Source organism: Kribbella pittospori, assembly GCF_004331465.1.
Classification (GTDB): Bacteria; Actinomycetota; Actinomycetes; order Propionibacteriales; family Kribbellaceae; genus Kribbella; species Kribbella pittospori.
Genome location: NZ_SJKB01000001.1, coordinates 739,965 through 765,116 on the forward strand (window position 1 = coordinate 739,965; position 25,152 = coordinate 765,116).

The window sequence follows — 25,152 nt, forward strand, 5'->3', positions numbered from 1 at the left end:
CTTAACGATAGGTAAGTAACCATGCTAAGCTTACCGACCGTTAAGTAAGGGAGGCATCTCATGCGGATTCTGATCTCCGGCGCCAGCGTCGCCGGTCCGGTACTCGCGTACTGGCTTACTAGGAACGGCTTCTCCGTCACCGTCGTCGAACGCTCGCCGGTGCTGCGCAAGACCGGCGGCCACGCGGTCGACCTGTTCCGGCCCGCGATGGACATCTCGGAGAAGATGGGCGTGCTCCCTCGCGTCGAGGAGCGGGCCACCGGCACGAACCGGATGACTCTCTATCGGGAGGGCGTACGGCGGCCCGTCCGGGTGAACCTCGCGAAGATCTTCAGCGCCGCCTCCGAGCGACACGTCGAGGTGATGCGCGATGACCTCAGCGAGATCTACTACGACGCCGCCTGCAACGACGTCGAGTATCTCTTCGGCGACTCGATCACCGAGATCTCGCCCGACGGCGAAGTTCGATTCGAGAACTCCGCGCCACGCCGCTTCGACCTCGTCGTCGGCGCGGACGGCCTGCACTCCAACGTGCGGCGCCTCGTCTTCGGCGACGAGTCCCAGTTCAGCTCATACATCGGTGCCTACCTCGGGGTCCTGAATCTGCCCAACACGGCCGGCCTCGACCACGAACTCCTCATCCACGTCGGCATCGGCCGCACGGTCGGCATGTACGGCGCGCCGCACCTCGGCGATGCGCGGGCGTTGTTCCTGTTCCGGAGCGAGGGCGAGCTCGAGTACCACCACCGCGACGTACCTCGGCAGAAGGAGTTGCTGCGCGATGCTTTCGACGGCATGCACCCCGAGGTGGACCGGTGGCTTGACGAGCTCGACCGTACGCCGGCGTTCTACTTCGACTCGATCACTCAGCTCCACATGGACACCTGGTCGCGCGGGATGGTGACGCTCGTCGGCGATGCGGCGTACTGCCCTGGCCCGGCGGTCGGAGGCAGCACCACCCTGGCCGTCGTCGGCGCGTACGTCCTCGCCGGGGAGCTGGCTCGGGCGGGCGGCGACCACGAGCGTGCCTTCCCTGCCTACGAGCGGGCGATGGCCGAACACGTGCGCGGGAGCCGCGCGGTCGGGCTGAGCGCAGCCAAGACTCTGATCCCAACGTCGCGGCTCGGCGTGACAGGACTCGCCCACGGCTCCCGATTGATCTCGGCTCTGCCTGCGGGGCCTAGCCGCGCGCTCCTCCGGCTCACCACCAAGAGCGCACGCGTGTACAACTCCATGATTGTCGACGATTACCCGCCGGACGCCACCGCATCGGGAAGCCAGGTCAACTCCGGAGGCGTCCTCGGCAGTGGGGTGGAGTGAGGAACGCGGACCGGCTAGCCCGACGACCGCGTCGAGTCGTCGGATTGTTGACAATGTCTAACTGAGCAGGCGGAGTGCGGTGAGGGCGTAGGTGCGCGCCGCGGTGATGAGCTCGGCGACGGGGACTGACTCGTCGGCGCGGTGGGCCTCGGTGGTGACCGAGCCTGGCCCGAGTACGACCACGGGTACGTCGAGGTCGCGGGCGACGTACCCACCATCGCAAGCAGCCGTCCAGCCGGCGAGTGGGAGCGCGGGACCGCCGGCGTCGAGTCGGGCAGCCTCGGTCGCAACGACCAGCGCGTCGTCGGCCGCGGTTTCGAAGGCGGGCATCTCCATCGGCATGTCGAGGTCGACGGTGAGACCGCGCGACTTCAGATCCAAGGCCGCGACCCGGGTCCGGAGGTCGTCGAGAACAGTGGCCGGCGATTCGCCCGGCAGCAGGCGGCGATCGGCGACGATCACGCACTCGGCCGGGACTATGGAGCCGCCGGTCCCGCCGTTGATCTGGCCAACACTCCACGTTGCTGGACCGAGTAGCGGATGAGGTGCGGCGGCGAGTTCGGCGTGCAGGCGTTCGATCTCGGCGACGACCGCGGCGGCGCCGTAGATAGCGTTCGCGCCGTCGTCGGGGTTGCCCGCGTGGCAGGCGCGCCCGTGGATCGCGACCCGCAGGTACGAGTCGCCGCGGGCCGCGATGATTGTCTGCAGATCGGTCGGTTCCGCGGTGATACAGCCGAGGAAGGATCGGGACCCTCCACCCGCGGAGGCGACGTACGCGCGAATCCCCTTGCCCGTCTCCTCCTCGTCGACCACGGCCGCGAGCTCGACCGGACCACTCAGCTCGGTACCGCGCAAAGCGGCGAGGGCGACGAGCGCAGCGGCCAGACCGCCCTTCATGTCGGACGCGCCACGGCCATAGATCCGGCCGTCCCGCACCTCGCCGCCGAATGGATCTGTCGTCCAGCCGTCGCCGATCGGTACGACGTCCGTGTGCCCGAGCAGCAACAGCCCGGGACCGTTGCCTCCGGCAAGCGTGATGCCGACGTTGTCGCGGCCTGGCTCGACGGGCGAGGTCACCACGTCGAGCCCGAGCTCCCGTCCGGCCGCGGCGAGTACGGCGACAGTCGCGGCCTCCTCACCCGGTGGGTTCTGGCCGGTCGCGCGCACCAGGTCGGAGGTGACCCGCACCAGCAAGTCCTCGTCGATCCGATCCAGCACTGCCTGCTCAGCGGGCGTCACGCTCATGCCGACCAACCCTAGTCGGACCTCGCGGCCAGGTACGCGCGCCATCCTCCGTACGACGTGATGTCACGCCCCACGTCCGCAGCGTCGGCCGTGCACACGAACCCGAGAACCCGCCGCCCGTCCGACAACTCCACAGGCCCGATCGCGAGCGGCGCGTCGATTGTCGACAAGAAACCACCGAGTTCGGCCGCCGGCAAGCTCCACACCTCCACCTCGATCCCCGGGCCGTCCGCTCCCGAGACCGTCGGCGTCAGTCCCGGGCGCGGTCCGTCGACCAGATACATCCGGTACGACGACGCGGTCCGCGCCGCGAATTCGAGCCGACCACCACGGCGTACCAGCTGATCGTTCAGTGGCTGGCCGGACAAGTGAGCGCCCGCGACCGCGAGCAGTACGTCGGCCTCCGGATCCGGGCGCTCCGGCACAGGCTCACCACACCAGACAGCCGCCAGGTCGATCAACTCGTAGTCGTGACCAGCCGGGGCCAGCAGCTGAATCCCGAAGGGCAGACCATCCGCCCGATCCGGTCCCGGGAACGCGATGGCGCAGAGATCGAGCAGGTTGACCATGTTCGTGAAGCGCCCGAGCCGGCTGTTCACGCCGATCGGATCCGCGGCCACGTCGGCCAGAGTCGGATGCTCGGGCGTCACCGGCAGCAGGAGCGCGTCGAGCTGGGTCCACAGATGTTCGCTCGCACGTGCCAGCGTGGCCAGTCGATCGAAGCCTGCGAACGCCTCGGCAGCCGTCAGAGCCGCGCCACCTCGGACGATCGTCCGCACAGTGGGGTCGACCGCGGGCGAATCGTCCAGCTTGTCCCCGAACGCCAGCCAGCGCTCGGCCAGCCACGGCCCCGAGTACAGCAGCTCGGCAGTCGCGAGCAGCGGCTGCACATCCACCTTCACCACGTCGCCGAAACGATGCGCCTCATCGAGTGTCTGCTGCCACGCCTGCTCGTGCAGCGGATCGAGCTCCAGAGCGGCATCAGGTACGCCTATGACGGGTGTGCTTCCCGCCCGGCGACCTCGCCGGCGATGCGGAAGCGCCGACCGCCGCCGCGACCACGCATCGTCCGGGTCGAAGGCGACCATCACGTCGAAGGCCTGGCGAGCGGTCTCGACCGAGCGGGCCATCACCGTCACGCAATCGAGCGACCGGCAGGCGGGTACGACGCCTCGGGCCGAGACGAGACCGCGCGACGGTTTAATGCCGACAATCCGATTGAAGGCGGCCGGCACCCGACCGCTGCCGGCCGTGTCGGTGCCGAGCGCGAAGTCGACCTGTCCACTAGCGACCGCGACCGCGCTGCCCGAGCTCGAGCCGCCCGAGACATGCTCAGAGGAGAAGACCGAGTGACAAGCGCCGTACGGCGATCGGGTCCCGACCAGTCCGGTCGCGTACTGGTCCAGATTCGTCTTCCCGAGCGGGACGGCGCCGGCCTCGAGCAGCCGATCGACCACGAAGGCATTGCGCGCCGCGGGGCGTGAGTTGCGCGGATCGCCGGCCGTGGTCGGCACGCCCGCCAGATCGATGTTGTCCTTGAGAGCCATCGTGAGCCCGTGCAACGGACCGGGCGCCGGCTCGACCGGGTCGACCCGGCTGATCCACTCGTTCATGCTCCCCACCGTGCCCGCTCGGCCTCGAAGGCGGCGCGTCGTTTGGCTCGTACGGTCGCGATGTCCACCGGTGCCTCCTGTTCGATCCGGCGTACGTCGGCGATCGAGAACGTGGCCGGGCTGACCCGGAGGTCCGCCCGTCCGGCTTTGATCTCGGCCCGATCGTGAGCAAGTTCCTCAGCGCTCACCGGCGTGAATCTGATCAGGTCGAACTGTCTCAGCAACCACGGCTGCTCGTCGCCAGGGGAGAGCCGCCAGACCGGGACGGTCCGTCCGACCAACTGGTACCCACCCGGGCCCTCCATCCCGTACACACACAGATAGATCCCCCCGATCCCGACCGCGTTCTGCGGCGTCCAGGTCCGGGCGGGGTTGTACTTCGTGGTCACGAGCCGGTGCCGTGGATCGATCGGTACGGCGACCGGCGCACCGAGGTAGACGTCACCCAGACCGACGACCAGGTACGTCGCGGCCCGGACGATCTCGAACACCTCGTCCCGGTGCTGCAGATCGTTGACACGTCGGATGAACTCGACGTTGTCCGGGCACCAAGGAGCGTCGGGCCGGACTGAGGTCGCGTACCGGCGCATCGCTTCGTGGGCTTCCGGGTGGTCGAACGCTATCGGCAACGTCACCTCGCGGGCGGGCAGCACCACAGTCTCCGGGTCCGCCAGACCGGTCGCCAGGAACGCGAGCCGCTCGGCCACCTCCACCAACCCGAGCCGGGCGGAGTCCACCGCGATCAGGAGTGAGCGCACACCTTCGACCATCTCCGTCACGCCGTCCGGTCGGTTGGCTCGCAAGGCTTGGGCGAGGAGGTGGATCCAGACCCGGACGGTGAGGTCGAGTTCGGTCGGCCCGGCCTCGACCAGGAGATGTCGTTCGCCTGCACAGCGGATCGTGTACGGCGGTGTGCCGTCGGACCGATGGAGTACGTCGGGCCGCGCCGGACCGGCTGCGATCGCGGCGCGTGGTGCGGGTTCCTGCCGGAGGTCCGACAGCCACGCCCGTCGTTCCTCGATCGCCTCGGCTGCTGTCTCCACCGTCACCGGGACCAGCTGGACGGTGTCCCCGGCTCGTAGTTGCCCGAGCATCCACCGGTCCGCCTCGATCACCACTGCCGGTACGACGAAACCGCCGAGCGACGGCCCGTCCTTGCCGACAATCACCGGGGTGTCGCCGGAGAGCATGATGCCGCCGACGGGGTAGGCGGAGTCGTGCACGTTCGACGGGTGCAGCCCAGCCTCACCGCCGTCCGTCCGAGCCCAGCCCGGCATCGGGCCGGTCAGTCTGATCCCGGTGCGATCGGATCGATGGTCGACAATCCAATTGCTGGCAAAGAACGCATCGACCCCGTCCGCGGTCAGATGATCCGGCGCGCCGTGCGGTCCGGGGATGACCCGGACCTGCCAGCTGTCCGACATCACCGGCGGCTCGACCGACTGGGGGCTGAGCAGGTTCTCCCGGCGCCCGAGGGGGAGTTGGTCGCCGGCCGCGAGTGGTCTGCCTTCGTGCCCGCCGAACCCGCCCAGCACGAAGGTCGCGCGGCTACCGAGTACGAGCGGCACGTCCAGGCCACCCTCGATCGCCAGATACCCGCGCGTGCCCGGTCCATCGAGCGGCCCGAGATCGAGGACGGATCCGGCCGGCAGCCGCACGACCAGGCCGGGGCGAACGCGCCAACCGTCGATCGTCGCATTGTGGACAGCGCCGCCGACGCAGATGAGCCGATCCTCGTCGCAGGTCAGGGCAGGTCCGGTGAGCACACACTCGAGTCCGGCCGCACTGCTGGGGTTGCCGACGGCGGCATTCACCAGGGCGAAGCTGAGTTCGTCGGCCGCTCCTGACGGGGGTACGCCGACGTCCCACAGCCCCAGCCGCCCGGCCAGATCCTGAACGGTCGTCTGCACTCCTGGGGCGACCACGGTGAGGACGGCCACCGTCACCACCAACCCAGCAACTGGACCGGGGTCGGGTTCCAGCCGTTGCACGGATTGTTGACCTGCGGACAATTGCTGATCAGGACCAGGAGATCCCGGCTCGCGGTCAGTTCGACGTACCGGCCGGGTGCCGACAGGCCGTCGTCGAACCTCAGGTCGCCCGCGGAAGTGACCGGGACATTCATGAAGAAGTTGACGTTGTGGGTGAGTTGCCGTTGGCCGATGCCAGCCGGTGCGCCGTAGGTGAGGAAGGTTTGTCGGCACGCGTGCTGGTGACGGGTGTGTACGCCGTACCGGATGACGTTGCTCTCCTGGGAGCACGCGCCGCCGACGGTGTCGTGCCGGCCGCAGGTGTCGTCGGTGATCACCGCGAGCTCGTCGGCCCTCGTCGAGAGCAGACGCGATCCGGTGGTGAGGTAGACGGCTCGTTGCGCGCGGATCGTGTCGAAGGCGGAGTACCGGTTGTCGATGTCGTGGGCGTCGTAGAACAAGGTGTCCACGGCCTGGTTGCCGTGCAGGTCGACGATCCGCAGCCGGCCGTTCGCCGGTACGGTCAGCAGGGCGCCGTCGCCGGGTTCCACCACGGTGTCGAGGCTCATGCGATCAACTCCCGGGTCAGCTCGAGTGCGCGCACCCCTTCCGCCCGGAGTTCCGGATCGCCCGGCTCGGCGGTCCCGATGTGCTCGGCGGTTGCGGTCTGTACGGCGGGTTCGATGTGTACGGCGACCGGCGCGGGTTCCGTGGCGGACAACGGGTGCGCGGCGGTCGAGACGAACACGAGCAGGTCCTGTTCGGCCCGCAGCGTGACGCTGTCGCCGGCCCGCGCGTGATCGGGATCGAAGGTCAGCGAGGCTCGCGCGTCGTCGGTGATGCCGACCTTCGAGAAGAAGTGGACGCAGCCGTGCAGGTCGGCCGCGCCGAAACCGTGCTTGGTCAGCTCGAGTTGCAGCAACCGGTCGGGCGGGGCTCCGATCAGGCAGTCGTGCCAGTCGGACCCTGAGGCGACGACGGTGGCCAGGGCGAGACCGCGGTCCGACATGAGGACCATGCCGGCCCGGATCCGCGCGGACATCTGCGACTTCAGTGTGTCCGGGATGTTCAGACGGTCGAGCCGGTCGGCGCCGATGATCAGTGTCGAGGCGTTCGCACCGTCGGCCAGTGCGGTCAGGGTGATGGCGCGTCCGGCCTTGACTGGAGCGGACCAGGCTGCAGCGGCGGGAATCTCGTGCTTCATGCGAGAGCCCCTTCGACGCTGGTGTCATCCACGCTGGTGCCTTGGGCACTGGCGCCTTCAACGTTGGCGCCTTCGCCGCTAGTGCCCTTCACGCTGGCGCCTTCGACACTCGGGGCAATCGACGCGTGGTACGCCCGCCGCTGCACCCGGTACGCGATCAGCCCACCGACCGCCACGATCCCGAGCGTGAGCAGTGGCAGATAGTGCAGGTACCAGCCCTCGCCCGCAGGGTCGTAGACCTCGGCGCGCGGCCAGCCGAGGTTGATCGCCATCGCGAGCCCATAGCCGACAGCAAGAATGTTGACAATCAGACCAAAACGCCCGAGCGAGAACAACGGACGGCCGTTCTCGTCCACACCGGCGGACAGTCCGCCGCGCGTCAACCGCCGTACGAGCAGTGGCGTGGTCACCATCAGATACGCGACGTAGAGCAGCATGATGCAGACGCTCGCGAGGCCGAGGAACAGGCCCGTGTTGCCCACGTTCACCAGCAGGCACACAGCGGCCAGCACCCCGGGCACGATCGTCGCTGCCACCGGAGTGCCGGTACGACGCGACACCTGACGCAACTGGGCCGACGCCGGCAGGACGTTGTCGCGCGCCATCGAGAAGATCATCCGGGCGGCCGCGGTCTGGATCGCAAGCGTGCAGACGCATACCGCGAGCGCGACATCGAGGAGCAGCAGCTTGCCAGGCGTCGTACCGAGGCTGCTGGTCAGAACGTAGGGGAGGCCCTGGGTGGCGAGATCGCCGTCGGTCAGCGACGGCGCGGCCATCAGAGCGGCGATGATCAGGAACGCGCCGCCGATCCCGGAGGCGACGACGGCGCGGATGATCGTCCGCGGTGTGGTCGCGCGCGGCTTGTGCGTCTCCTCCGACAGTTCGCCCGCGCTGTCGAAGCCGACCAGCACGTACGCCGCCATCAACGTCGAGATCAGCAGCGGCACGACGTACCCGGTGGTGCTGTCGAGGTTTGTCGTGTGCAGGACCACGGACGGACCGCGCTCGGCTCGGGTTGTCAACAAAACAACGATCAGTACGACGCCGACGAGCTCACAGGTCACCCCGACCGAGTTGACGATTGCCGTGATCCGGACGCTGGTCGCGTTGAGCAGTGTGGTCGCGGCGAGCAGCAAGCAGCCGAGGACGACGGCGTTCGTGGCGCCGTCCTTCGAGGACAGCGCGGAGTCGGTCCCAACCAACTGGAAGCCGGACCAGACCGCGGGCAGGACGACCTGGAGTGCGATCGCCGCAGTGGCCAGCGTGATGATCTGCGCGATCACCATCGCCCAACCGGCGAACCAGCCGACGACGGCGCCGCCGAGCCGTCGTGCCCACTGGTAGATCGCGCCGGACAACGGATACCGGGCGGCGAGCTCGGCGAAGCACAACGCCACCATGAGCTGACCGGCCAGTACTGCGGGCCAGGTCCAGAAGAAGGCCGTTCCACCGAAGCCGAATCCCAGGCCGAACAGCTGGAAGACGGTGGTGAGGATGGACACGAACGAGAAGCCGGCAGCGAACGACGCATAGCTGCCGACCCGGCGTGAGAGCTGCTGGGTGTAGCCGAAGCGGGTCAGATCGGTTTCAGAAGTGGCTGACATTCCGGTCTCCGTCGGATCGGCCCGGAATGCGCACGGCAGCCCGGGGCCTTCAAGGCCTCCCGGGCTTTTGTCCCGCCGTGGAGCGGCGCCGCAGCACCGCCTCCCCTCTCGGACCAGGCCTGCCGGCGATCGGCAGCGGAACCCTAGGGGCGCCCCGCCTCAGGCGGGTCTGTTCCAGTTCAGGGCGCTCCGGTTTCAGCGGGCGTCCTCGCGTGTAACGGCGGCGTAAAGGAATCCTCTCACCGGGACCGGGATTGGTGAGGGAGCGGAGAGGACGTGCGTCTGTCGCGGCTGCTCGGCGGAGAGAGCACCCGCCCTCCAGTTGCGGCTCGGTGGAGAGCGCACCGGCCCTCCAGTTGCGGCTCGGCGGATCGCTGAGCAGGTTGCCTAGGGCAACAACTTGTCGGCGGCGCGGCGGAGGCGGGCAACGCCTTCGTGGATGCGGTCCGGTGGGGTGGAGGCGAAACACAGCCGGAGCGCGTCGGTGAACCGGCCAGTCGGGGAGAACGCCGGACCGGGGATGAAGGCGACACCTTCGCCGAGCGCGAGCTCGAACAGGTCGGCGGTGTTGACGCCGTTCTCGAGCGTGACCCAGAGGAAGAAGCCGCCCTCGGGGTCGGTCCAGCGGGCGATGTCGCCGAAGTGTTCCTGCAGGGCCGAATGCATCGCGTCCTTGCGCCGCTTGTACTCGAGCCGCTGGGTGACCAGGTGGTTCTCGAGGTGCCCGCCGGTCAGGAAGCCGGCGAGAAGGCGCTGGGCCGGCAGGTTCGTGCAGGTGTCCATTGCCTGCTTCGCGTTGATCAGCAGCGGCTGCAGTTCTGGGTCGGTGTCGACCCAGCCGACCCGGAGGCCGGGCGCGATGATCTTCGAGAACGTCCGTACGGCGAACACGAGCGGATCACCGGCGCCGAGCTCACGCAGGGTCGGCAACGGATCCCCGGCGAAGCGCAGAAGTCCGTACGGATCGTCGTCGATCACCATCGATCCCCAGCTCCTGGCCAACTCGAGCAGCCGGTGGCGTCGTTCGAGGGAGAGGGTCGCGCCGGACGGGTTCTGGAACGTCGGGATCGTGTAGATCGCCTTCGGTCGACGATCTCCTAGTAGGCGTGGTAGATCGTCGACAATCATGCCGTTGTCGTCGACCGGGACCTCCAGCAGTTCGGCGCCGTACGAGAGGGCGGTGGCGCTGCCGTTCGTGTACGTCGGTGATTCGACGACGACCAGGTCGCCGGGATCGACGAAGATCTTGCAGAACAGGTCGAGGCCTTGCATCCCGCCGGCCGTGATGGTGAGCCGGTCGGCGGTTGTCTCGTCGCCGGTCCCGCGAAGCATCTCGAGCAGAGCTTCGTGCAGCGGCGGGTCGCCCTCGGTGGCCGCGTAGTCGTACGCGTCGGGGCGGCTCAGTTGTTCGGCGGCGATCGCGGCGAGGATCGTCGACGGTACGGCTTCGGCGGCCGGCGACCCCATCGCGAACCGCACGATGTCGTGGGTCTGCTTGTGCAGCAGCGACGTACTCGAGTCGATCACCGAACCGACGAGTCCGGCGACACGTCCGGCGTACGGGAGACGTTGTGTGGTTCCGGCTCCTGGCACGCGATCACTTCCTTGCACGGGCTACCTCCTGATCGTGAGTTCGTGGGGGAGACCGGTCAGGCGTTCGGCGCCGTCTTCGGTGACCACGACGGGTTCGGACAGTTCGTAGCCCCAGCCGTCCATCCACATGCCGAGGATCACGTGGAAGGCCATGCCGGCGGTGAGCACCGTGGTCTCGCCGGGGCGCAGGCTGACGGTGCGCTCACCCCAGTCGGGCGGGTATCCGATGCCGATCGAGTACCCGATCCGCGAGTCCTTCACCAGACCGTGCGCAGCGATCACGTCGTTGAACGCGGCGTGGACGACGCTGCCGGTGACGCCTGCGCGGATTGTCGACAATGTGGCGCGCATACCTTCGGCGACGATCTTGGAAGTCTCGCGCAGTCGCTGGGGTGGATCGCCGAGCATCACGGTGCGGGCGAGGGGAGCGTGGTACCGGCCGAAGACACCGGCCAGCTCGATCGTGGTCGCCTCGCCGGACACGAACGGGCGGTCGGTCCAGGTCAGGTGCGGCGTACCAGCGGCGTCTCCGGTGGGAAGCATCGGCACGATGGCGGGGTAGTCGCCGCCGTGCTCGGGAGTGCCGGTCGCCTGCGCGGCGAGGATCTCGGCGACCAGATCGCACTGCCGCTTGCCCGGCTGGAGTTGGTCGAGGGCGATGCGCATCGCGTTCTCTGCGATCGAGCCGGCGATTCTGAGCTGGCGGAGTTCGTGGGGTGATTTGACCAGGCGGATCCAGTTCACGAGTTCGGCCGAGTCGACCAGTCGGTGGCCGGGCAGGCCGTTGCCGAGGGCAAGGTAGCCGCGGGCGGAGAAGAAGTGCGCGTCGGCCTCGACTGCGACGTCCCCACCGGCCGGGATCAGGTCGCGGGCCATGCCGGCGATCCAGTCGTACGGGTGAACGTCGGGACGGTGGACGAGATCCTCCGGGTAGCCGTGGATCTGGTCGTCGCGCAGATTGCAGGTGTACGACGCCCCGGCCGCGTCCATCGCGCGGGCGAACAGATGTGGTTCTCCGTCGGCTGGTACGAGCAGGCATTGCGGTGTGTAGAACGACCAGGCGTCGTACCCGGTCAGGTAGAAGAGGTTCGCCGGATCGCTCACCACCAGCGCGCCGATTCCTCGCTCGCCCAGTGCGGCGCGAACCCGACGGAGCCGGCCGGCGTACTCGCCCGGCTCAACCGCCTGCTCCAGCAGGTCCGGCACACCCATCACCTCACAGGTTGCAGATTGTCAACAATCCTAACGGCAGATCAGCTGCGAAAAGAAGGGCGATCACGGCGCGCGACCGACAAGCGCCGTGTGCGGTTGGGGGCGCGGTCCGGGGTGAGAGTCAGGTGTGGAGGAGGCGTTGGCCGAGGTGTGTGGTCGGGGTACGTGGTTAGTGAGCGCGGTCGTGTGCGGAGGGTCCGGTCCGGGGTGCGTGGTCCGGGGTGCGTGGCCAGCGAGCGCGGTTGTGTGCGGTCGGGGGTGGTCGGTGAGCGCGCTCGTGGGGGTGGGGTACGTGGTCAGGGGGCGGGCTCGTGTTCGGCGGGGTGTGAGCGGGGTGGGTGGTCAGGTGTGGAGGAGGCGTTGGCCGGGGCCTTGGGGGTGGTGGCCGGTGAGGTCCAGGGCGGACCACATGGTTACTTGGTTGGCGGTGAGGACTGGCTTGCCGAGGGTGGCTTCTAGGCCGGCGATGATGTCGTAGGTCGGGAGGTTCGTGCAGCTGATGAAGACTGCCTCGGCGGCAGGGGTGTCGACGCTGCGGACTAGTTCGACGGTCGTTTCGTATGGCACTGCCCAGATCTGGGCGATCAGGCCTAGGCCGGCGGTTGCGACCACCTCGACCCCGGCTTCGGCGAGGAAGGTGGTCAGGCCTTCGGTTAGGTCGTTCGTGTACGGCGTGACCGTGGCGATCCTGCTGATCCCCAGGTGCCGCAGCGCCATCAGCAGCGCCCCGCTCGTCGTGACCGCGGCCGGGGCGCCGGCCGCGACCATCGCATCGACGAGCGCGGCTTCACCGGCGAGACCGCCGACGAAGCTGCCGAACGTGCAGGCGTACGCGACGGCCAGTGGTGCGACCGGCAGGACGTTGACCGCGGTCCGGGCGATCAGTTCCGGATCGGAGACGTGCAGTGCCATCTCGACCGTCGCCGCGAGCGGGGCGTACGGCGTCCGGGTGAAGTGCAGCGTGACGTCGTCGGGGACCCAGCGCCACAGTTCGCGGTCGAGCGCGAAGTCGTACGGCGCGACGACGCCGATGCCGGTCTGGAGCAGCTTGGGCACCGGCGCCGGCAGCGGGTGCGTGGGAGGCCGCAGGGTCATGCGGTCAGTGTGCGGCTGACCTAGGATTGTTGACAATCCTACGGACGGGTTTCTAGCCTCGATGCGTGCCAGCCACCTCCGAGCGTCCCGTCATCGCGGTGCTCTGTGAGCGGGCGAGCGACCGGCCACCCGGGCTGGAGGGCCTCACCGTCGACTTCCGGTACTGCGCCGCGGACGGTCTGGCGGAGGCGGTCCGCGGTGCCCGGGCGTTGATGCTCTGGGACTTCTTCTCGACTGCGGTCCGTGACGTCTGGGCCGACGCCGGCACGCTGGAGTGGATCCATGTGACCGCGGCAGGTGTCGACACTCTGCTGTTCGACGAACTCCGCGATTCCGACGTGGTCGTTACCAATGCGCATGGGGTGTTCGACCGGCCGATCGCGGAGTACGTGCTCGGCGCGGTGATCGCTCACGCCAAGGACAGCCGGCGCAGTCTCGACCTCCAGCGCAGGCACGAGTGGCGGCATCGGGAGACCCGGAGCATCCTCGGTGCGACCGCGCTGATTGTCGGCACCGGGGCGATCGGACGAGAGACTGCCCGCCTGCTGCGGGCCGCCGGGTTACAGGTGCGCGGTGTTGGCAGGGTCGCTCGCACCGACGACCCCGACTTCGGCGAGGTTGTTGCCAGCAGCAACCTCGCGGACGAGGTGGCCTGGGCGGACCACCTCGTCCTGGCGGCTCCGCTGACGGCAGCGACGCGAGGCTTGGTGGATGGGAAAGTCCTGTCCGCGATGCGACCGGGCGCGCAGCTCATCAACGTTGCGCGCGGTCCGATTGTCGACGAACGTGCCTTGCTCGAGCATGAGCAGATCGCCGCGACCCTGGACGTGTTCGACCGCGAACCCCTCCCACCGGACCATCCGTTGTGGGACGCACCCAACGTGACGATCACCGCGCACATGTCAGGCGACGTGATCGGCTGGCGGGACACCTTGGCCCGACAGTTCGCGACCAACGTCCGCCATTGGCTGGCCGGCGAACCGTTGCTCAACGTCGTGGACAAGAAGCTGGGCTACATCCCCACGAGAAACCGATGACGCAGACCGACGGGAGAGTGCTGGTGGAGGTAGGCGAACTGGTTTCGGGGTACCGGTCCGGGGCGGTGTCGCCGGTGGAGGCGACGCAGGCTGCGTTGGATGCGATCGAGCGGTACGACGAGCAGGTGAACGCTTTCGTGCTGGTCGACGCCGAAGGCGCGCTCGCTGCCGCGAAGGAGTCGGAGGCCCGGTGGCATTCCGGGGAGCCACTGGGCCCCGGCGACGGCGTACCGACCTCGATCAAGGATGCGCTCTGGACCAAGGGCTGGCCGACGCTGCGCGGCAGCACGATGATCGACGAGGCCGGCCCCTGGAACGAGGACGCCCCGGCCGTCGCCCGGCTGCGCGAGACCGGCGCGGTGATTGTCGGCAAAACTACGACTCCTGAGTACTCGTGGAAGGGCGTCACCGACTCCCACAAGTACGGCGCGACGGGCAATCCGTGGGATCCGTCCAAGACGCCCGGTGGATCGAGCGGTGGTTCGGCGACCGCAGTCGCGCTCGGGATGGGTGTCTGGTCGGTCGGCACCGACGGCGGTGGGTCGGTCCGGATCCCGGCAGCGTTCACTGGCACGGTCGCGCTCAAGCCGACGTACGGGCTGATCCCGCTGTTCCCGCCGAGTGCGTTCGGGACCCTCTCCCACGCGGGGCCGATGACGCGGACGGTCCGGGACGCGGCGGCGCTGCTCGACATCATCACGGGATTCGATGCCCGCGACTGGTCCTCGATGCCGACGCCGACCACCTCGTTCCTGGACGGGATCGATGACGGTGTGGCCGGCCTGAGGATTGCCTTCTCGTCCGATCTTGGTTTTGTTGACAATGATCCCGAGGTTGAGGAGTTGGTCCGGACGGCGGTTGGCGTCCTCGCGACCGCCGGTGCTGAGGTGACCGAGATCGATCCCGGGTTCACCGACCCGATCGATGCGTTCAACGTGCTGTGGTGGTCTGGCGCGGCCAAGGTGCTCGAGGCGTACACGGTCGACGATCGCGTCGATCCCGGACTCCGTCGGGTCGCCGCACTCGGGTCGGCGTACTCCGCGTCGGACTTCCTCGACGCGACTGCGGCGCGGATGGAGCTTGGGCTGCTGATGGGGCGGTTCCATCGCAAGTACGACGTACTGCTGACGCCGACGTTGCCGATCACGGCGTTCCCGGTTGGTCAGGACGTGCCGGATGGGTCGGAGTCGCCGGATTGGACGAGTTGGACGCCGTACACGTATCCGTTCAACCTGACCCAGCAGCCAGCGCTCAGTGTTCCGTGTGGGTTCACGAAGGCCGGTCTGCCTGTCGGATTGCAGATTGTTGGCGCTCGGCATGCGGATGCGCTCACGTTGCGGGTCGGACGGGCGTACGAGGCCGCTACTGATTGGCATCAGCGCACACCCACCTTGGAGGCACGATGAGCAGGTACGTCACCGTCAGCCTGGACAAGCGAGGCGTCAGTTGTGTTGCGCAGCTGCTTGAGGACGTCGCGCCGCGGACGTGCAAGGCGGTGTGGGATGCGTTGCCTCTGTCGGCGCCGGTGTTCCACGGGAAGTATGCGCGGAATGAGATCTACACGCTGCTGCCTGGGTTCGCGCCGGCTGATCCGGGGAAGGAGAACACGACTGTCACGCCGATCCCGGGGGACTTGTGCTGGTTCTCGTTCGACTCCGATGATCTGGGCAATCCGGCGTATGGGTATGAGAACACGACGGGGACGGGTACGACGGGGGCGATTGTCGACCTGGCTGTGTTCTACGGGCGGAACAATCTGCTGATCAACGGGGACCAGGGGTGGGTGCCGGGCAATGTGTTCGGTGCGATTGTCGACAATCTGGATGGGTTCGCCGCGGCTTGCCAGGATCTGTGGATGGGCGGCGCCCGCGGCGAGACCCTGAGCTTCACCCGCCGCGACTGAAGTCCCGGCAGCAGCAGCCGCGCGAGTAGCCGGCGCCCGAGCAGTGGGCGCCGCGCACCAAGCACGCTGGCACGCAGCACCCGGCCAGTTAGCGCCCTGGCACGAAAGAGCACCCCGGCAGCATCTGCCGGGGTGCTTTGTTGTTGTGGTTAGAGGCCCTTGCGGAAGCCTTCTCGCCAGGAGGCGTAGCCGGGTTGCCAGTTGAAGGTTGCCTTTGCGAGTGAGTTGTCGGCACCGCGCATTGTCGTGAAGGCAGCGACGCCGACCTCGCCGGCGGCTAGGCGCCCCAGCCAGACGGGGACGTGACGCGGAGCCTTCGCACCGAGGATGCGGGCGAACTCCGGCAGCCACACCGCCGCCTGCGCCGGGTCGTCGTCGGCGATCTGATAGATGCCGGTCGCATCGCTCTCGACCGCCTTCACGGTGGCGTCGGCCGCGTCGTCGTAGTGGATGAACGACCACACACCGGCGCCGTCGCCGATCACCGGCAGCTGGCGCTTCCGGATCATCTCGACCATCGATCCACCCTTGCCGATGTCACCGGTTGGACCGTAGAACGCCCCATACCGCAAGGCGATGCCCTCGATCCCCTCGGCGTTGGTGACCACCGACTCCAGGTGCTTGATCCCGGCCATCGTCTGCCGCTGCGCGGCCACCGGGTTCGGGTCGAGCGGGTCCGCCTCGGTCTTCGTCGCGGATCCACCGTGTTGCAAGTTCCAGCCGGCGTACGACTGGACGACGAACCGTCGTACGCCGGCAGCCTGGGATGCGGAGAGCAGGTTGTCGGTGCCCTCGATGCGCAGCCGGTTCGTCATCGCGAAGCTCTCGTCGAACTTCTTGAAGTTGATCCCGCTCTTCAGCGCCGTCATCTGATGGACGACGACCTCCGGGCGGACCGTGTCCACCGCGGCCTTCACGGCGGCCGCGTCCAGACCGTCGGCCAGGACCACGTTCGCGCCGAGCGCCTTGATCGAAGCCGCCTTCGACTCCGACCGGATCATGCCGACCACCTCGTGACCGGCCGCCACCAGTTGCGGGACCAGCGACCGGCCCAGTCCGCCGGTCGCGCCTGCCACCAATACCTTCATTGTCATTCCTCCGTCGTCTGTTGTTACAACCCGGAGGACACGCGCCGACGGCGCCTTGTGACGTGATCCACGTCACGCGCGTGCGTCGTACCCCGCCAGGCCGGGGTACGACGCACGCTGGGGGAGGGGTCAGCGCGTCAAGGTGATGAGTTGTGCGGTGCCTGGCTGAACCATGGCGGTGAGGGTGTTGCCGTCCACCGGGACCCGCTGCCCGGCCGGTGCGCCGGTGGCCGTGCCGTTCGGACGGATCTGCCGGTCGCCGAGCGTGACCTTCGAGGCGTCGGAGGAGGCGAGGCCCGCAACGTCGCCTGATCGCAGCGTGACGCTCTTGCCGTGACCGAACCGCGAGGGCAGGTCGAGCGTGACGCGCGAGGCGGTGCTGTCCGCCGCGGCCGGGTCCTGGACGTTGATCAGTACGACGGTCAGCTTGCCGTGCTGGTCCTCGACGCCGTACGCCCGGAGCTTGCCGAGCTCGGTCGCCGGCAGATCCAGGTCGACGAACCGGCCCCGAGGCAGCTGACGGAACGCCCAGATGCCGTAGTACAGGGGTGTCGCGGACAGCTCGCCCTTGTCCATCGCGGCCTGATCGGCGGCGCAGAACGCACCGTAGTACCGGTACGAGATCGGGTACTCCGGCGAGTCGCGCGGCTTGAAGTCACCACAGATGGCGGCCGTGTTGGTGTGGAACTGCACCCGGCTCACGCCGCTCTGAGCAGTCTGGAGCAGGTAGTCGAGCGACCACAGCGACGTCGCGAAACTGGTGCTGACGCCGGGCTGGCCGCTGCACGACGCGCTGTTGGATTCGTTGATCGTCATCGGGATGCCCGGCAGCCGGCTGCTCAGCTGCATGATGCCCTGCAGCTTGGCCTCGGTGTTGGTGTGCGTCGTGGCCGACATCAGCTGAGGGATCGTCAGGTTGGACGAGCCGCAGTGGCTGCCGGCGTACCAGTGCGAGGCGATCTCACTGATCACCTGGTCCGGCTTGACGCTGGTGTCCGCAGCGACGGCCGCGGTGAACTCGTCCAGTTTCGTGTTCGTCTTCGCGGTGTTCGCCGACGGCCCTGTCAGTTTGATCCCTGCGTGTGGCAACCGTTGCTCGATCGCCGCGGCGTACTGCTTCATCGTCTCCCAGTACTGCGCCGGCGTCAGCGTCGTGACGTGGTCGTACTCGTTGCCCAGTTCAACCGAGAGCAGGTCGTCGCCGAGCGTCGCGTGGGCGGCAGCGACCTCCTCGACGACCTGGTCGAGAGTGACCTGTCCGTTGAGGACAGAGAGCAGCGGCGCCCCCAGAGTGACCTTCCAGCCGGACTCGTGCAGCAGGGACCGGAGCTGGGTGAAGTCGCCCTGGTCGACCGTGCCACCGATCGCCCACTCGGGCGCCGGAGTGTCCTTCGCGGCGCCGAACGCCGGCCAGACCAGGTCCATCGAGTATCCGCCGAGGCGCAGTACGCCCGGACCGAGGGTCTTCAACCGCTGCGCCATGCGTTGGCGGGTCAGGTACCCGTGCGCGAAGTCGGCGGACTCGACCGAGAAGCCTTGGTTGTCACCGGTGATCGAGGAGTTGGTCCGGTCGCTGGTGACGGTCAGCCGGACCTCGTTGGGCGGCGGCGACGTGTCACTGGTGGGTGCTGGGGCAGCGCCGGCGACCAGCGTTCCGGTGCTGGCGAGCGCCACCGCCAGAGTGGTGGCGAGCAGGGATCTCATCGGGGCGGTCTCCTCACGGATGATTGCTGATGACAACGACCTCGCCGGGCACGAGGGTGGTGGCGGTCTGGTGGGTGAGCCGAGGCCGGAACCCGGGCCAAGTGCCGTCGGCCCGGACCGCCTGCCCGTCGATGCGGACCTGCGGCGCGTCGAGGGTCCGGCCGGCACCGGTCGGGTCGTACGGCGTCAACCGGTCGACAAAACCACGCGGCGTCGCGACGGTGATCGGATGGTCGGTCTTGTTGATCAGGACGAGGCGGCCGTCGGCGCGCCAGCCCTGGACCTCGGTGCCGGTGTCTACCGGCCGCAGCGACTTCGCGCCCTGCACGAACTGCGAGAAGAGGAGCAAGGCGTAGTACTCCGGTTGCGCGGTGGGCGCACCGATCGCCGGGGACGGGTCGTAGTTGACGGCGTTGTAGTAGCCGTTGCCCTCCTCGGGTTCGAAGAACGCGCGGACCTCGGCGTTGTGCAGGTTGACGCCGACACCGCCGATCCGGCAGTCCGCGTTGCTGCCGGGCCGGTCCGGCGGCTGTGGGCAGGCGACGTGGAACATCATGTCCATGGCGTACGTCGCGCTCGCGGCCACGTTGCTCACGCCATCCGCGCCGCGACCGGCGGCCGTGTTGGTCTCCTCGAGGCGGTACGTCAGGCCGCGCTGAGCCGCGTCGGCGCTGTGCACCGCCACCTGGTAGTCGAGGCTCGCAAGGTGCTCGGTCGACAGGAGGGCGGGGATGGACGGGCAGCGGTACGGCTTGTTCACACAGGTCCGGGCGAGCGGGTAGAAGTGGTCGCTGCTGTGGACCGGCCTCTGGGTGTCGAGGATCTGTTGCCAGTTCCAGAACCATCGCGTCGGGACCGTGCGCTCGTGGATCTGCTCCCAGGGCAGGATGTCCTCGCTCGTGTTCGGCGTGATCGCCTGGGTCGGGCTGATCGCCGCGGCGTACACGGGCAGGTCGGCGACGTACCGGTCGAGGCCGGAGGCGCCGTACGACAGGTCGGGCTCGTTGCCGAGTTCGATGCCGATCACCTGCCCGGGCCGGAAGGTCTCACGGACCGCGGTCGCGAACGCCTTGGCGTGTTCGGGGCTGACGAACGGCCGCGTCTCCTTCGGCGGTGACATCGCGGTGCCGAGTACAACCCGCCAGGCGTCATCGCCGTGGCTCGCCTGGTCGAGCGTCGCGCGGATGTTGCGCAGATCCTCGGGTGTGATGATTTCGTCGGTGTTCGGCGCGGCCGGTTCGAACGGCATCAGGTCCTGGGACGAGCCGCCGATGCGCAGTACGCCGCTGCCGAGGTTCCGCAGCAGTTGCACGAACGCCGGCCGGGCGGTCGGGCCCATATAGCGCTCGATCAGCGACCACTCGATGCTCAGACCCACGAAGTCGCTCGCCACCGCTCGCGGTGCAGCAGGGAGTACGTCGGGCGCGGGTGCAGCACCGGCGTCCGGAGTGTTGGGTGCGAGCAAGGTCAGCGGGAGGGCGAACAGCGCGAGGGCGGCAACGACCGCCCGGCGCCTGGGGCGGCGTCGGCTCATCAATCAACCTCTGGGGAGGCTCCGGCAGGGCACCGGAGTGGCTGAGAAAACGTTGTCTGATTAGACTTCTGTGAGATTCTGACCATGTCAACCCCTCGGGCGTGACGAACTTCCCGCGGCTCGCTGACCGCGCGCTGCGGGTAGCCTCGTGCCCGCAGACCTGTATGGGGAGGACCGTGACCAGATCCGGGAAGCGCACGACGATCGTCGACATCGCGCGTCAGGCCGAGGTGTCGATCTCCACCGTGTCGCGGGTACTCAACGGGCGACCGGTTGCCGACGAGGTGCTGGCGACCCGAGTGCGGAAGGCGGCGACCGAGCTCGGCTACCGGCCGAACATGGTCGCCCGGGACTTCCGGCGTGGCGTGACCAGCACGATCGGTGTCGTCGTACCGGATCTGGCGAACCCGTTCTTTCCACACGTGCTGAAGGGGTTGGCCGAGGAGGTGTCAGCCGGTGACCATCGCTTGCTGGTGGTGGACTCCGGTGAGGACGCTGACCAGGAGCTGCAGCTTGTGGCTCAGTTGGCGGGCAGTTGCGACGGCATCATTCTGTGTTCACCACGCATGTCGCAGAGCAGTCTCGCCACGTTGCCGGCGCTCGGCGTACCGATCGTGTGTACGAACCGCTCGGTGGGCGACCTGCCGTTCGGGACCGTGGGGATCGACTCCGCTGCGGGCATGCGGCAGGCGATTGCACATCTCGCCGAGCTTGGTCACCGTCATATCGGCTACCTGGGTGGTCCGGGCACTTCGTTGTCGGACGGACTGCGTCGCGAGGGCCTGAGTACGGCGGCCTCGGAGCTCGGCGTCAAGGTTTCGTCGACGGAGGCGGGATCGACGAGCGACGACGGTCACGCCAAGCTGCCCGAGTTGCTCGATCAGGGCGTGACTGCGGTGATCGCCTTCAACGACCTGGTGGCGATCGGGGCGCTGGCGCGGCTGCGCGAGCTCGAGATGGACGTACCGTCGCAGCTGTCCGTCGTCGGGTTCGACGACATCCCGGTCGCTGCGTTCCTCGGCCCGCCGCTGACTACCGTCAGCCTGCCGAAGGAGGAGCTCGGCCGCCGCGCGTGGGCGGGTCTCCATCAGCAGTTGGAGACCGGGCAGGTGCCCCAGGAGGAGCTCCTGCCCGCGTCTCTCGTCGTTCGGCACTCGACCGCCGCGCCAGCCGACTGACGCCGCCAAGCGACTGACGCCGCCAGTCGACTGACCCGTCAGCCGATCGTCACTCGGATGTCAGCGTCAGCTCGGTCGGGCCGAAGGACACGTTGAGGTTGACGTCGATCGTCATCCGACCATCGGCCGTGCGGCAGGCGAGCCTCGCGACGAACGGCGTCTCGAGCCAGCGGATCGTCGCGACGAACGCGTCGCCGTCACCGTAGGCACTGGTCACGACGCTCTGCACCTCCGGGGCGACAGCGTCCAGGAGTACGCCGTGACTCGACTGCTCACGCCAGTCGCCGGCCGCGCAAACGATGTCGGTCGGCCCGTCCGAATCCCGCTCGACGCCGAGCAGCGAGAACGTACCCGTCCCGTCTGCGTCGATGCGAACCGCCGTCAGCCCGACGACGTTCTCCGCGAATCGGTAGGTCTGGCCGTCCCCGCCCCTCGGTGCGGGACCGGTCGGCGGCGGCAGCTCGAGTCGCTCGGGCCGGGCCACCGGTGTGACCTCCTTGCCCTCGAGCGCGGGAAGCAGGTGGTCCCAGACCGTGTCGACGACAGCCTGCATGTCGCCCGTCGCGCTGGTGACGATCAGGGCCGCGTCGTGGTCGGGGAGGATCATGACGAACTGACCGAACGCGCCGTCGCCGCGATAGGTGTTGTTGCGCCCGCGCCAGAACTGGAAGCCGTAGCCCTGCTGCCAGTCCGGGTTCTCCTGGTGGTCGTTGGGCACCTGCTTGGAGGTCGCAGCCTCGTACCACTCGGCCGGGACGAGCTGTTTCCCCTCCCACGCACCGTGCTGCAGCAGGAGTTGCCCGAACTTCGCCAGCGACTCGGTGTTGATGCTGAGTCCCCAGCCTCCGACGGTGATGCCCTCCCTCGACACCTGCCAGGTCGCCTCGGTGATCCCGAGCGGCTCGAACAGCCGCGGCTTCAGATAGTCGAACAGCCGGTCACCGGTCAGCCGCTGCAGGATCGCAGACAGCATGTACGTCGCGCCGCTGTTGTAGACGAACACCGTGCCCGGCTCATGGTCGACGTCGAGGCCGAGGAAGATCTTGACCATTCGGCGGTCCCGCGAGAGCGCCGCGACGGTGTCCTCGCTGTGGCCTGTCGTCATGGTGAGCAGATGGCGGACCGTCATCGCGGCCAGGTTGTCGCTGATCGTCTCCGGCAGCTCGTCGGCCCCGAAGAACGAGATCACCTTGTCGTCCAGCGTCAGCAGACCGGCGTCGATCGCCAGCCCGACCCCGGTCGAGGTGAAGCTCTTCGACACCGAGAACAGCAGATGTGGATCGGCCAGCCGGTATGGCGACCACTCCTCCTCGAGTACGACGTGACCGTGCTGCAGCAGCATCACGGTCTGGATCTCTGGCTCGGACTCGTCCAGGGCGGCGATGAACGCGTCGAGCGCGGCACCGGACAGTCCCTGGTCCTCTGGGGTACTCCGTGGAAGGCTGCTCACCCCAGGCACGTTATCTCCCGGATCGGACAAATATCAGGTGCGTTCTACCAAGCGGGCAGCCGTGATCCTGAATCCGGTGAAGGTGGCCGATGGCGAGGCGTTCCGTCGTACCGTCGAGGCGGCGTTGGGTGACCGCGACGTCAGGGAGGTCTTGTGGTTCGAGACCACCGTGGATGATGCGGGTGTCGCCATGGCTCGGGAGGCGGTCGCGGAGGCTGTCGACCTCGTGGTGATCGCCGGTGGGGACGGGACGGTGCGGGTGGTGTGTGCCGAGCTGGCCGGGACGGGGATCGCAGTCGCGGTGTTGCCGGCCGGGACGGGCAATCTGCTGGCGCGCAATCTGGGGATCTCGCTGCAGCTGGAGACTGCGCTGGCCGAGGTGCTCGACGGCAGCGAGCGGCGGATCGACAGCATCAGGATCTCGGGGGACGAGCTGCCGGACGATCGGTTCGTGGTGATGGCTGGGCTCGGGCTGGACGCTGCGATCATCGCGGATGCGCCGGATGAGTTGAAGAAGAAGGTCGGGTGGGCGGCGTACGTGCTGTCGACTCTGAAGAACCTCAACCATCCGTTCGTGCGGGTGGAGATTGTTGTCGACAATCGACCGGCGGTACGACGCCGGGCCCGGACGGTGGTGATTGGGAACGTCGGGACGCTGCAGGCGAACATCCCGTTGTTGCCTGACGCGGTTGCGGACGACGGGCTGATCGATGCGGTCGTGCTGGCGCCGCGGCGGATCAGCCACTGGCCGCGGCTCGCGCTGAGCCTGGTGGTGAAGTCGTTGCGGGAACGCCATATCGAGCGGTTCACCGGGCAGCGGATCGAGGTGCGGTCGGCGCGGATCGTCCGGCGCCAGCTCGACGGCGACACGGTCCCCGACGGCCGCACCCTGACAGCCACGGTCGACCCATCAGCCTTGATCGTCCGAGTCCCCTGACCGTCGCCGGTGTCGGCGTTGGGTCGCTTCGGCCGGCGCGTCAGCCTTGGCCCTCGGCGTGCCGGGACTGCCTCCGCTCTGGTCGTCCGCGTGGCCCGACCGCGTCAGCTCTGGTCGTGCGGGTGCGCCGACGGTTGGAGGTGGTCGAGTTTGTCGGGGTTTACTACGCCGTGGATGGTGGTGATCTGGCCCTCGGCGACGACGAAGGACCAGACGGCGGCTGTGTGGTTCGCGAGGTCGCGGATGCGGAGGGCGGGCTGACCGCCGACGTGTACGGGCTCGACGGTCAGTTCGAGGCCGCGAAGCTTGACGAAGGCACCGACCAGCATCCGGGCAACGTTCTGCGCGCCGTGCACCGGCCGGGGGAATCCACCCTTCCCTCCGCCGTCGCCGGTGAACGTCGCGTCCGGTGTCAACAACTCGACCAGTTCCTCGAGCTCACCACGCTGCGCCGCCGCGACGAAGCGTCGTACCAGCTCGTCTCTTTCCTGACGGGACGCGTCGAAGCGCGGGCGTTCGTCGGCGAGCCGGCGGCGCGCGCGTACGGCGAGTTGGCGGCAGGCGGACGGCGTCTTGCCGATCATGCTCGCGACCTCGTCGTACGGGTATCCGAAGACGTCGCAGAGCAGAAACACCGCACGCTGATCGGGGGAGAGCCGCTCGAGGACGACGAGGAACGCGGTGGACAGCGAGTCCGAGAGCGCAGCGCGATCGGCGAGGTCGACGTACTCGTCGACGGCGGGCTCGGGCAGCCACGGGCCGACGTACAGCTCGCGTTTGCGGCGTGCGGACCGCAGTTGATCGATCGCGAGCCGGGTCGTGACGGTGGTGAGGAACGCCTTCGGTGAGTCGACGTTCTCTTCGCGGTGCAGTCGGAGATACGCCTCCTGGACGACGTCTTCCGCGTCGCCGAAGCTCCCCAGCATCCGGTACGCGATCGACAGCAGCAGTGGCCTGAGTTCCTCCATCACACCTTCACAGACGATCGAGGCGGTCTGTCAGTGACACTGTCACACGATCGATTGTCCGATCGTCTGCAATCCACATGAACACAATCACCTGGATCTTCACCGGCGTCCTGGCCGTGGTCTTCACGGTCTCCGGTGTCGCCAAGTCCACGATGTCCCGCGATCGCCTGATCGCGACCGGTCAGACCGGCATCGCGCCGTTCCCGATGCCTGTCGTCCGAGCCGTCGCGATCTGCGAGTTGTTCGCCGTCGCCGGTCTGTTCGCGCCGTGGCTGACCGACACAGCCCGCGTCCTCACCCCGCTGGCTGCGGTCGGCCTCTCGTTCGTCATGATCGGCGCCGCGACCTCCCACGCCTCCCTCCGCGAACCCAAACCAGTAGCGGCCAACACCACCCTCCTGGCCCTAGCCGCCTTTGTAGCAGCCACCCGCTTCGCCGCCCTGACCTGAAGCACCGACCTGACACCGTGGGCGCATGCAGACGCAAAGTCACCGGAG

21 protein-coding genes and 1 riboswitch are annotated in these 25,152 nt (G+C 68.2%); of the genes, 7 read left to right on the forward strand and 14 right to left on the reverse strand.

What is annotated here, in order from left to right:
- The first annotated feature begins 60 nt into the window (after positions 1 to 60).
- Entirely contained in the window at positions 61 to 1,320 is a 1,260-nt protein-coding gene (locus E0H73_RS03395; protein WP_131351006.1) for an FAD-dependent monooxygenase, read from the forward strand.
- A gap of 57 nt (positions 1,321 to 1,377) precedes the next feature.
- Here the strand turns inward: E0H73_RS03395 and E0H73_RS03400 are convergent, their stop codons facing one another.
- From E0H73_RS03400 to E0H73_RS03440, 9 genes are all read right to left on the reverse strand, one after another.
- The gene (locus E0H73_RS03400) at positions 1,378 to 2,565 is read right to left on the reverse strand and encodes a M20 family metallopeptidase (protein WP_131351009.1); all 1,188 of its coding nucleotides are present in this window, start codon (positions 2,563 to 2,565) and stop codon (positions 1,378 to 1,380) included.
- Between the two features lie 11 nt (positions 2,566 to 2,576).
- Complete coding sequence (gene atzF, locus E0H73_RS03405; protein ID WP_131351024.1) at positions 2,577 to 4,178, reverse strand: allophanate hydrolase; 1,602 nt, start codon at positions 4,176 to 4,178, stop codon at positions 2,577 to 2,579.
- Positions 4,175 to 6,118, reverse strand: a complete 1,944-nt coding sequence (locus E0H73_RS03410) for a 5-oxoprolinase/urea amidolyase family protein (protein WP_131351027.1) — start codon at positions 6,116 to 6,118, stop codon at positions 4,175 to 4,177. Before E0H73_RS03410 ends, atzF begins: the two co-directional genes overlap by 4 nt.
- Before the next feature lie 2 nt (positions 6,119 to 6,120).
- Positions 6,121 to 6,717 (reverse strand): urea amidolyase associated protein UAAP2, encoded by a 597-nt coding sequence (locus E0H73_RS03415; protein ID WP_131351030.1) that lies wholly within the window; start codon positions 6,715 to 6,717, stop codon positions 6,121 to 6,123.
- The gene (locus E0H73_RS03420; RefSeq protein ID WP_131351033.1) at positions 6,714 to 7,352 is read right to left on the reverse strand and encodes a DUF1989 domain-containing protein; all 639 of its coding nucleotides are present in this window, start codon (positions 7,350 to 7,352) and stop codon (positions 6,714 to 6,716) included. The genes E0H73_RS03415 and E0H73_RS03420 overlap by 4 nt, the downstream gene beginning before the upstream one ends.
- Entirely contained in the window at positions 7,349 to 8,956 is a 1,608-nt protein-coding gene (locus E0H73_RS03425; RefSeq protein ID WP_131351036.1) for an amino acid permease, read from the reverse strand. Before E0H73_RS03425 ends, E0H73_RS03420 begins: the two co-directional genes overlap by 4 nt.
- Before the next feature lie 54 nt (positions 8,957 to 9,010).
- A riboswitch (guanidine-I (ykkC/yxkD leader) is annotated at positions 9,011 to 9,114 on the reverse strand.
- Between the two features lie 229 nt (positions 9,115 to 9,343).
- The gene (locus E0H73_RS03430; protein ID WP_131351039.1) at positions 9,344 to 10,549 is read right to left on the reverse strand and encodes an aminotransferase-like domain-containing protein; all 1,206 of its coding nucleotides are present in this window, start codon (positions 10,547 to 10,549) and stop codon (positions 9,344 to 9,346) included.
- A gap of 21 nt (positions 10,550 to 10,570) precedes the next feature.
- Positions 10,571 to 11,755, reverse strand: coding sequence for a M24 family metallopeptidase (locus E0H73_RS03435; protein WP_202867182.1), 1,185 nt, complete (start codon positions 11,753 to 11,755; stop codon positions 10,571 to 10,573).
- 348 nt (positions 11,756 to 12,103) lie between these two features.
- Positions 12,104 to 12,856 carry a maleate cis-trans isomerase family protein gene (locus E0H73_RS03440; protein ID WP_202867183.1) on the reverse strand — a complete coding sequence of 251 codons (753 nt, stop codon included), beginning with the start codon at positions 12,854 to 12,856 and terminating at the stop codon, positions 12,104 to 12,106.
- A 65-nt stretch (positions 12,857 to 12,921) separates the two neighbouring features.
- On the opposite strand from E0H73_RS03440, the gene E0H73_RS03445 reads away from it, so the two are divergent.
- Genes E0H73_RS03445 through E0H73_RS03455 form a run of 3 tightly spaced genes read left to right on the forward strand, consistent with a single transcriptional unit; the run spans position 12,922 to position 15,796 of the window.
- The gene (locus E0H73_RS03445; protein ID WP_131351044.1) at positions 12,922 to 13,893 is read left to right on the forward strand and encodes a D-2-hydroxyacid dehydrogenase; all 972 of its coding nucleotides are present in this window, start codon (positions 12,922 to 12,924) and stop codon (positions 13,891 to 13,893) included.
- Positions 13,890 to 15,299 carry an amidase gene (locus tag E0H73_RS03450; protein WP_131351046.1) on the forward strand — a complete coding sequence of 470 codons (1,410 nt, stop codon included), beginning with the start codon at positions 13,890 to 13,892 and terminating at the stop codon, positions 15,297 to 15,299. The genes E0H73_RS03445 and E0H73_RS03450 overlap by 4 nt, the downstream gene beginning before the upstream one ends.
- Entirely contained in the window at positions 15,296 to 15,796 is a 501-nt protein-coding gene (locus tag E0H73_RS03455; protein ID WP_131351049.1) for a DUF3830 family protein, read from the forward strand. The genes E0H73_RS03450 and E0H73_RS03455 overlap by 4 nt, the downstream gene beginning before the upstream one ends.
- A gap of 149 nt (positions 15,797 to 15,945) precedes the next feature.
- Here E0H73_RS03455 and E0H73_RS03460 read toward each other — a convergent pair whose 3' ends face one another.
- From E0H73_RS03460 to E0H73_RS03470, 3 genes are all read right to left on the reverse strand, one after another.
- Positions 15,946 to 16,884: an NAD-dependent epimerase/dehydratase family protein gene (locus tag E0H73_RS03460; protein ID WP_131351052.1), complete on the reverse strand. Its 939-nt coding sequence runs from the start codon at positions 16,882 to 16,884 to the stop codon at positions 15,946 to 15,948.
- Between the two features lie 129 nt (positions 16,885 to 17,013).
- Positions 17,014 to 18,588, reverse strand: coding sequence for a hypothetical protein (locus E0H73_RS03465; protein ID WP_131351055.1), 1,575 nt, complete (start codon positions 18,586 to 18,588; stop codon positions 17,014 to 17,016).
- A 13-nt stretch (positions 18,589 to 18,601) separates the two neighbouring features.
- On the reverse strand, positions 18,602 to 20,122 hold the full coding sequence (locus E0H73_RS03470; protein ID WP_131351058.1) for a hypothetical protein: 1,521 nt from the start codon (positions 20,120 to 20,122) through the stop codon (positions 18,602 to 18,604).
- A gap of 176 nt (positions 20,123 to 20,298) precedes the next feature.
- Here E0H73_RS03470 and E0H73_RS03475 point away from each other — a divergent pair, with 176 nt between their 5' ends.
- Complete coding sequence (locus E0H73_RS03475; protein WP_165555474.1) at positions 20,299 to 21,300, forward strand: LacI family DNA-binding transcriptional regulator; 1,002 nt, start codon at positions 20,299 to 20,301, stop codon at positions 21,298 to 21,300.
- Between the two features lie 49 nt (positions 21,301 to 21,349).
- On the opposite strand, the gene E0H73_RS03480 is transcribed toward E0H73_RS03475, so the two are convergent.
- Positions 21,350 to 22,750 carry a serine hydrolase domain-containing protein gene (locus tag E0H73_RS03480; RefSeq protein WP_238163780.1) on the reverse strand — a complete coding sequence of 467 codons (1,401 nt, stop codon included), beginning with the start codon at positions 22,748 to 22,750 and terminating at the stop codon, positions 21,350 to 21,352.
- 37 nt (positions 22,751 to 22,787) lie between these two features.
- Here E0H73_RS03480 and E0H73_RS03485 point away from each other — a divergent pair, with 37 nt between their 5' ends.
- Positions 22,788 to 23,687: a diacylglycerol/lipid kinase family protein gene (locus E0H73_RS03485; RefSeq protein WP_238163781.1), complete on the forward strand. Its 900-nt coding sequence runs from the start codon at positions 22,788 to 22,790 to the stop codon at positions 23,685 to 23,687.
- A gap of 104 nt (positions 23,688 to 23,791) precedes the next feature.
- Here E0H73_RS03485 and E0H73_RS03490 read toward each other — a convergent pair whose 3' ends face one another.
- Positions 23,792 to 24,655 carry an RNA polymerase sigma-70 factor gene (locus E0H73_RS03490; RefSeq protein ID WP_131351070.1) on the reverse strand — a complete coding sequence of 288 codons (864 nt, stop codon included), beginning with the start codon at positions 24,653 to 24,655 and terminating at the stop codon, positions 23,792 to 23,794.
- A gap of 77 nt (positions 24,656 to 24,732) precedes the next feature.
- On the opposite strand from E0H73_RS03490, the gene E0H73_RS03495 reads away from it, so the two are divergent.
- Complete coding sequence (locus tag E0H73_RS03495; protein WP_131351073.1) at positions 24,733 to 25,104, forward strand: DoxX family protein; 372 nt, start codon at positions 24,733 to 24,735, stop codon at positions 25,102 to 25,104.
- The last annotated feature ends 48 nt before the right edge of the window (positions 25,105 to 25,152 follow it).

Coding starts and splice junctions, on each gene's coding strand:
- E0H73_RS03395 (WP_131351006.1), top strand. CDS start 61: ATGCGGATTCTGATCTCCGGCGCCAGCGTCGCCGGTCCGGTACTCGCG.
- E0H73_RS03400 (WP_131351009.1), bottom strand. CDS start 2,565: ATGAGCGTGACGCCCGCTGAGCAGGCAGTGCTGGATCGGATCGACGAG.
- atzF (WP_131351024.1), bottom strand. CDS start 4,178: ATGAACGAGTGGATCAGCCGGGTCGACCCGGTCGAGCCGGCGCCCGGT.
- E0H73_RS03415 (WP_131351030.1), bottom strand. CDS start 6,717: ATGAGCCTCGACACCGTGGTGGAACCCGGCGACGGCGCCCTGCTGACC.
- E0H73_RS03420 (WP_131351033.1), bottom strand. CDS start 7,352: ATGAAGCACGAGATTCCCGCCGCTGCAGCCTGGTCCGCTCCAGTCAAG.
- E0H73_RS03425 (WP_131351036.1), bottom strand. CDS start 8,956: ATGTCAGCCACTTCTGAAACCGATCTGACCCGCTTCGGCTACACCCAG.
- E0H73_RS03440 (WP_202867183.1), bottom strand. CDS start 12,856: ATGACCCTGCGGCCTCCCACGCACCCGCTGCCGGCGCCGGTGCCCAAG.
- E0H73_RS03450 (WP_131351046.1), top strand. CDS start 13,890: ATGACGCAGACCGACGGGAGAGTGCTGGTGGAGGTAGGCGAACTGGTT.
- E0H73_RS03455 (WP_131351049.1), top strand. CDS start 15,296: ATGAGCAGGTACGTCACCGTCAGCCTGGACAAGCGAGGCGTCAGTTGT.
- E0H73_RS03460 (WP_131351052.1), bottom strand. CDS start 16,884: ATGAAGGTATTGGTGGCAGGCGCGACCGGCGGACTGGGCCGGTCGCTG.
- E0H73_RS03465 (WP_131351055.1), bottom strand. CDS start 18,588: ATGAGATCCCTGCTCGCCACCACTCTGGCGGTGGCGCTCGCCAGCACC.
- E0H73_RS03470 (WP_131351058.1), bottom strand. CDS start 20,122: ATGAGCCGACGCCGCCCCAGGCGCCGGGCGGTCGTTGCCGCCCTCGCG.
- E0H73_RS03490 (WP_131351070.1), bottom strand. CDS start 24,655: ATGGAGGAACTCAGGCCACTGCTGCTGTCGATCGCGTACCGGATGCTG.
- E0H73_RS03495 (WP_131351073.1), top strand. CDS start 24,733: ATGAACACAATCACCTGGATCTTCACCGGCGTCCTGGCCGTGGTCTTC.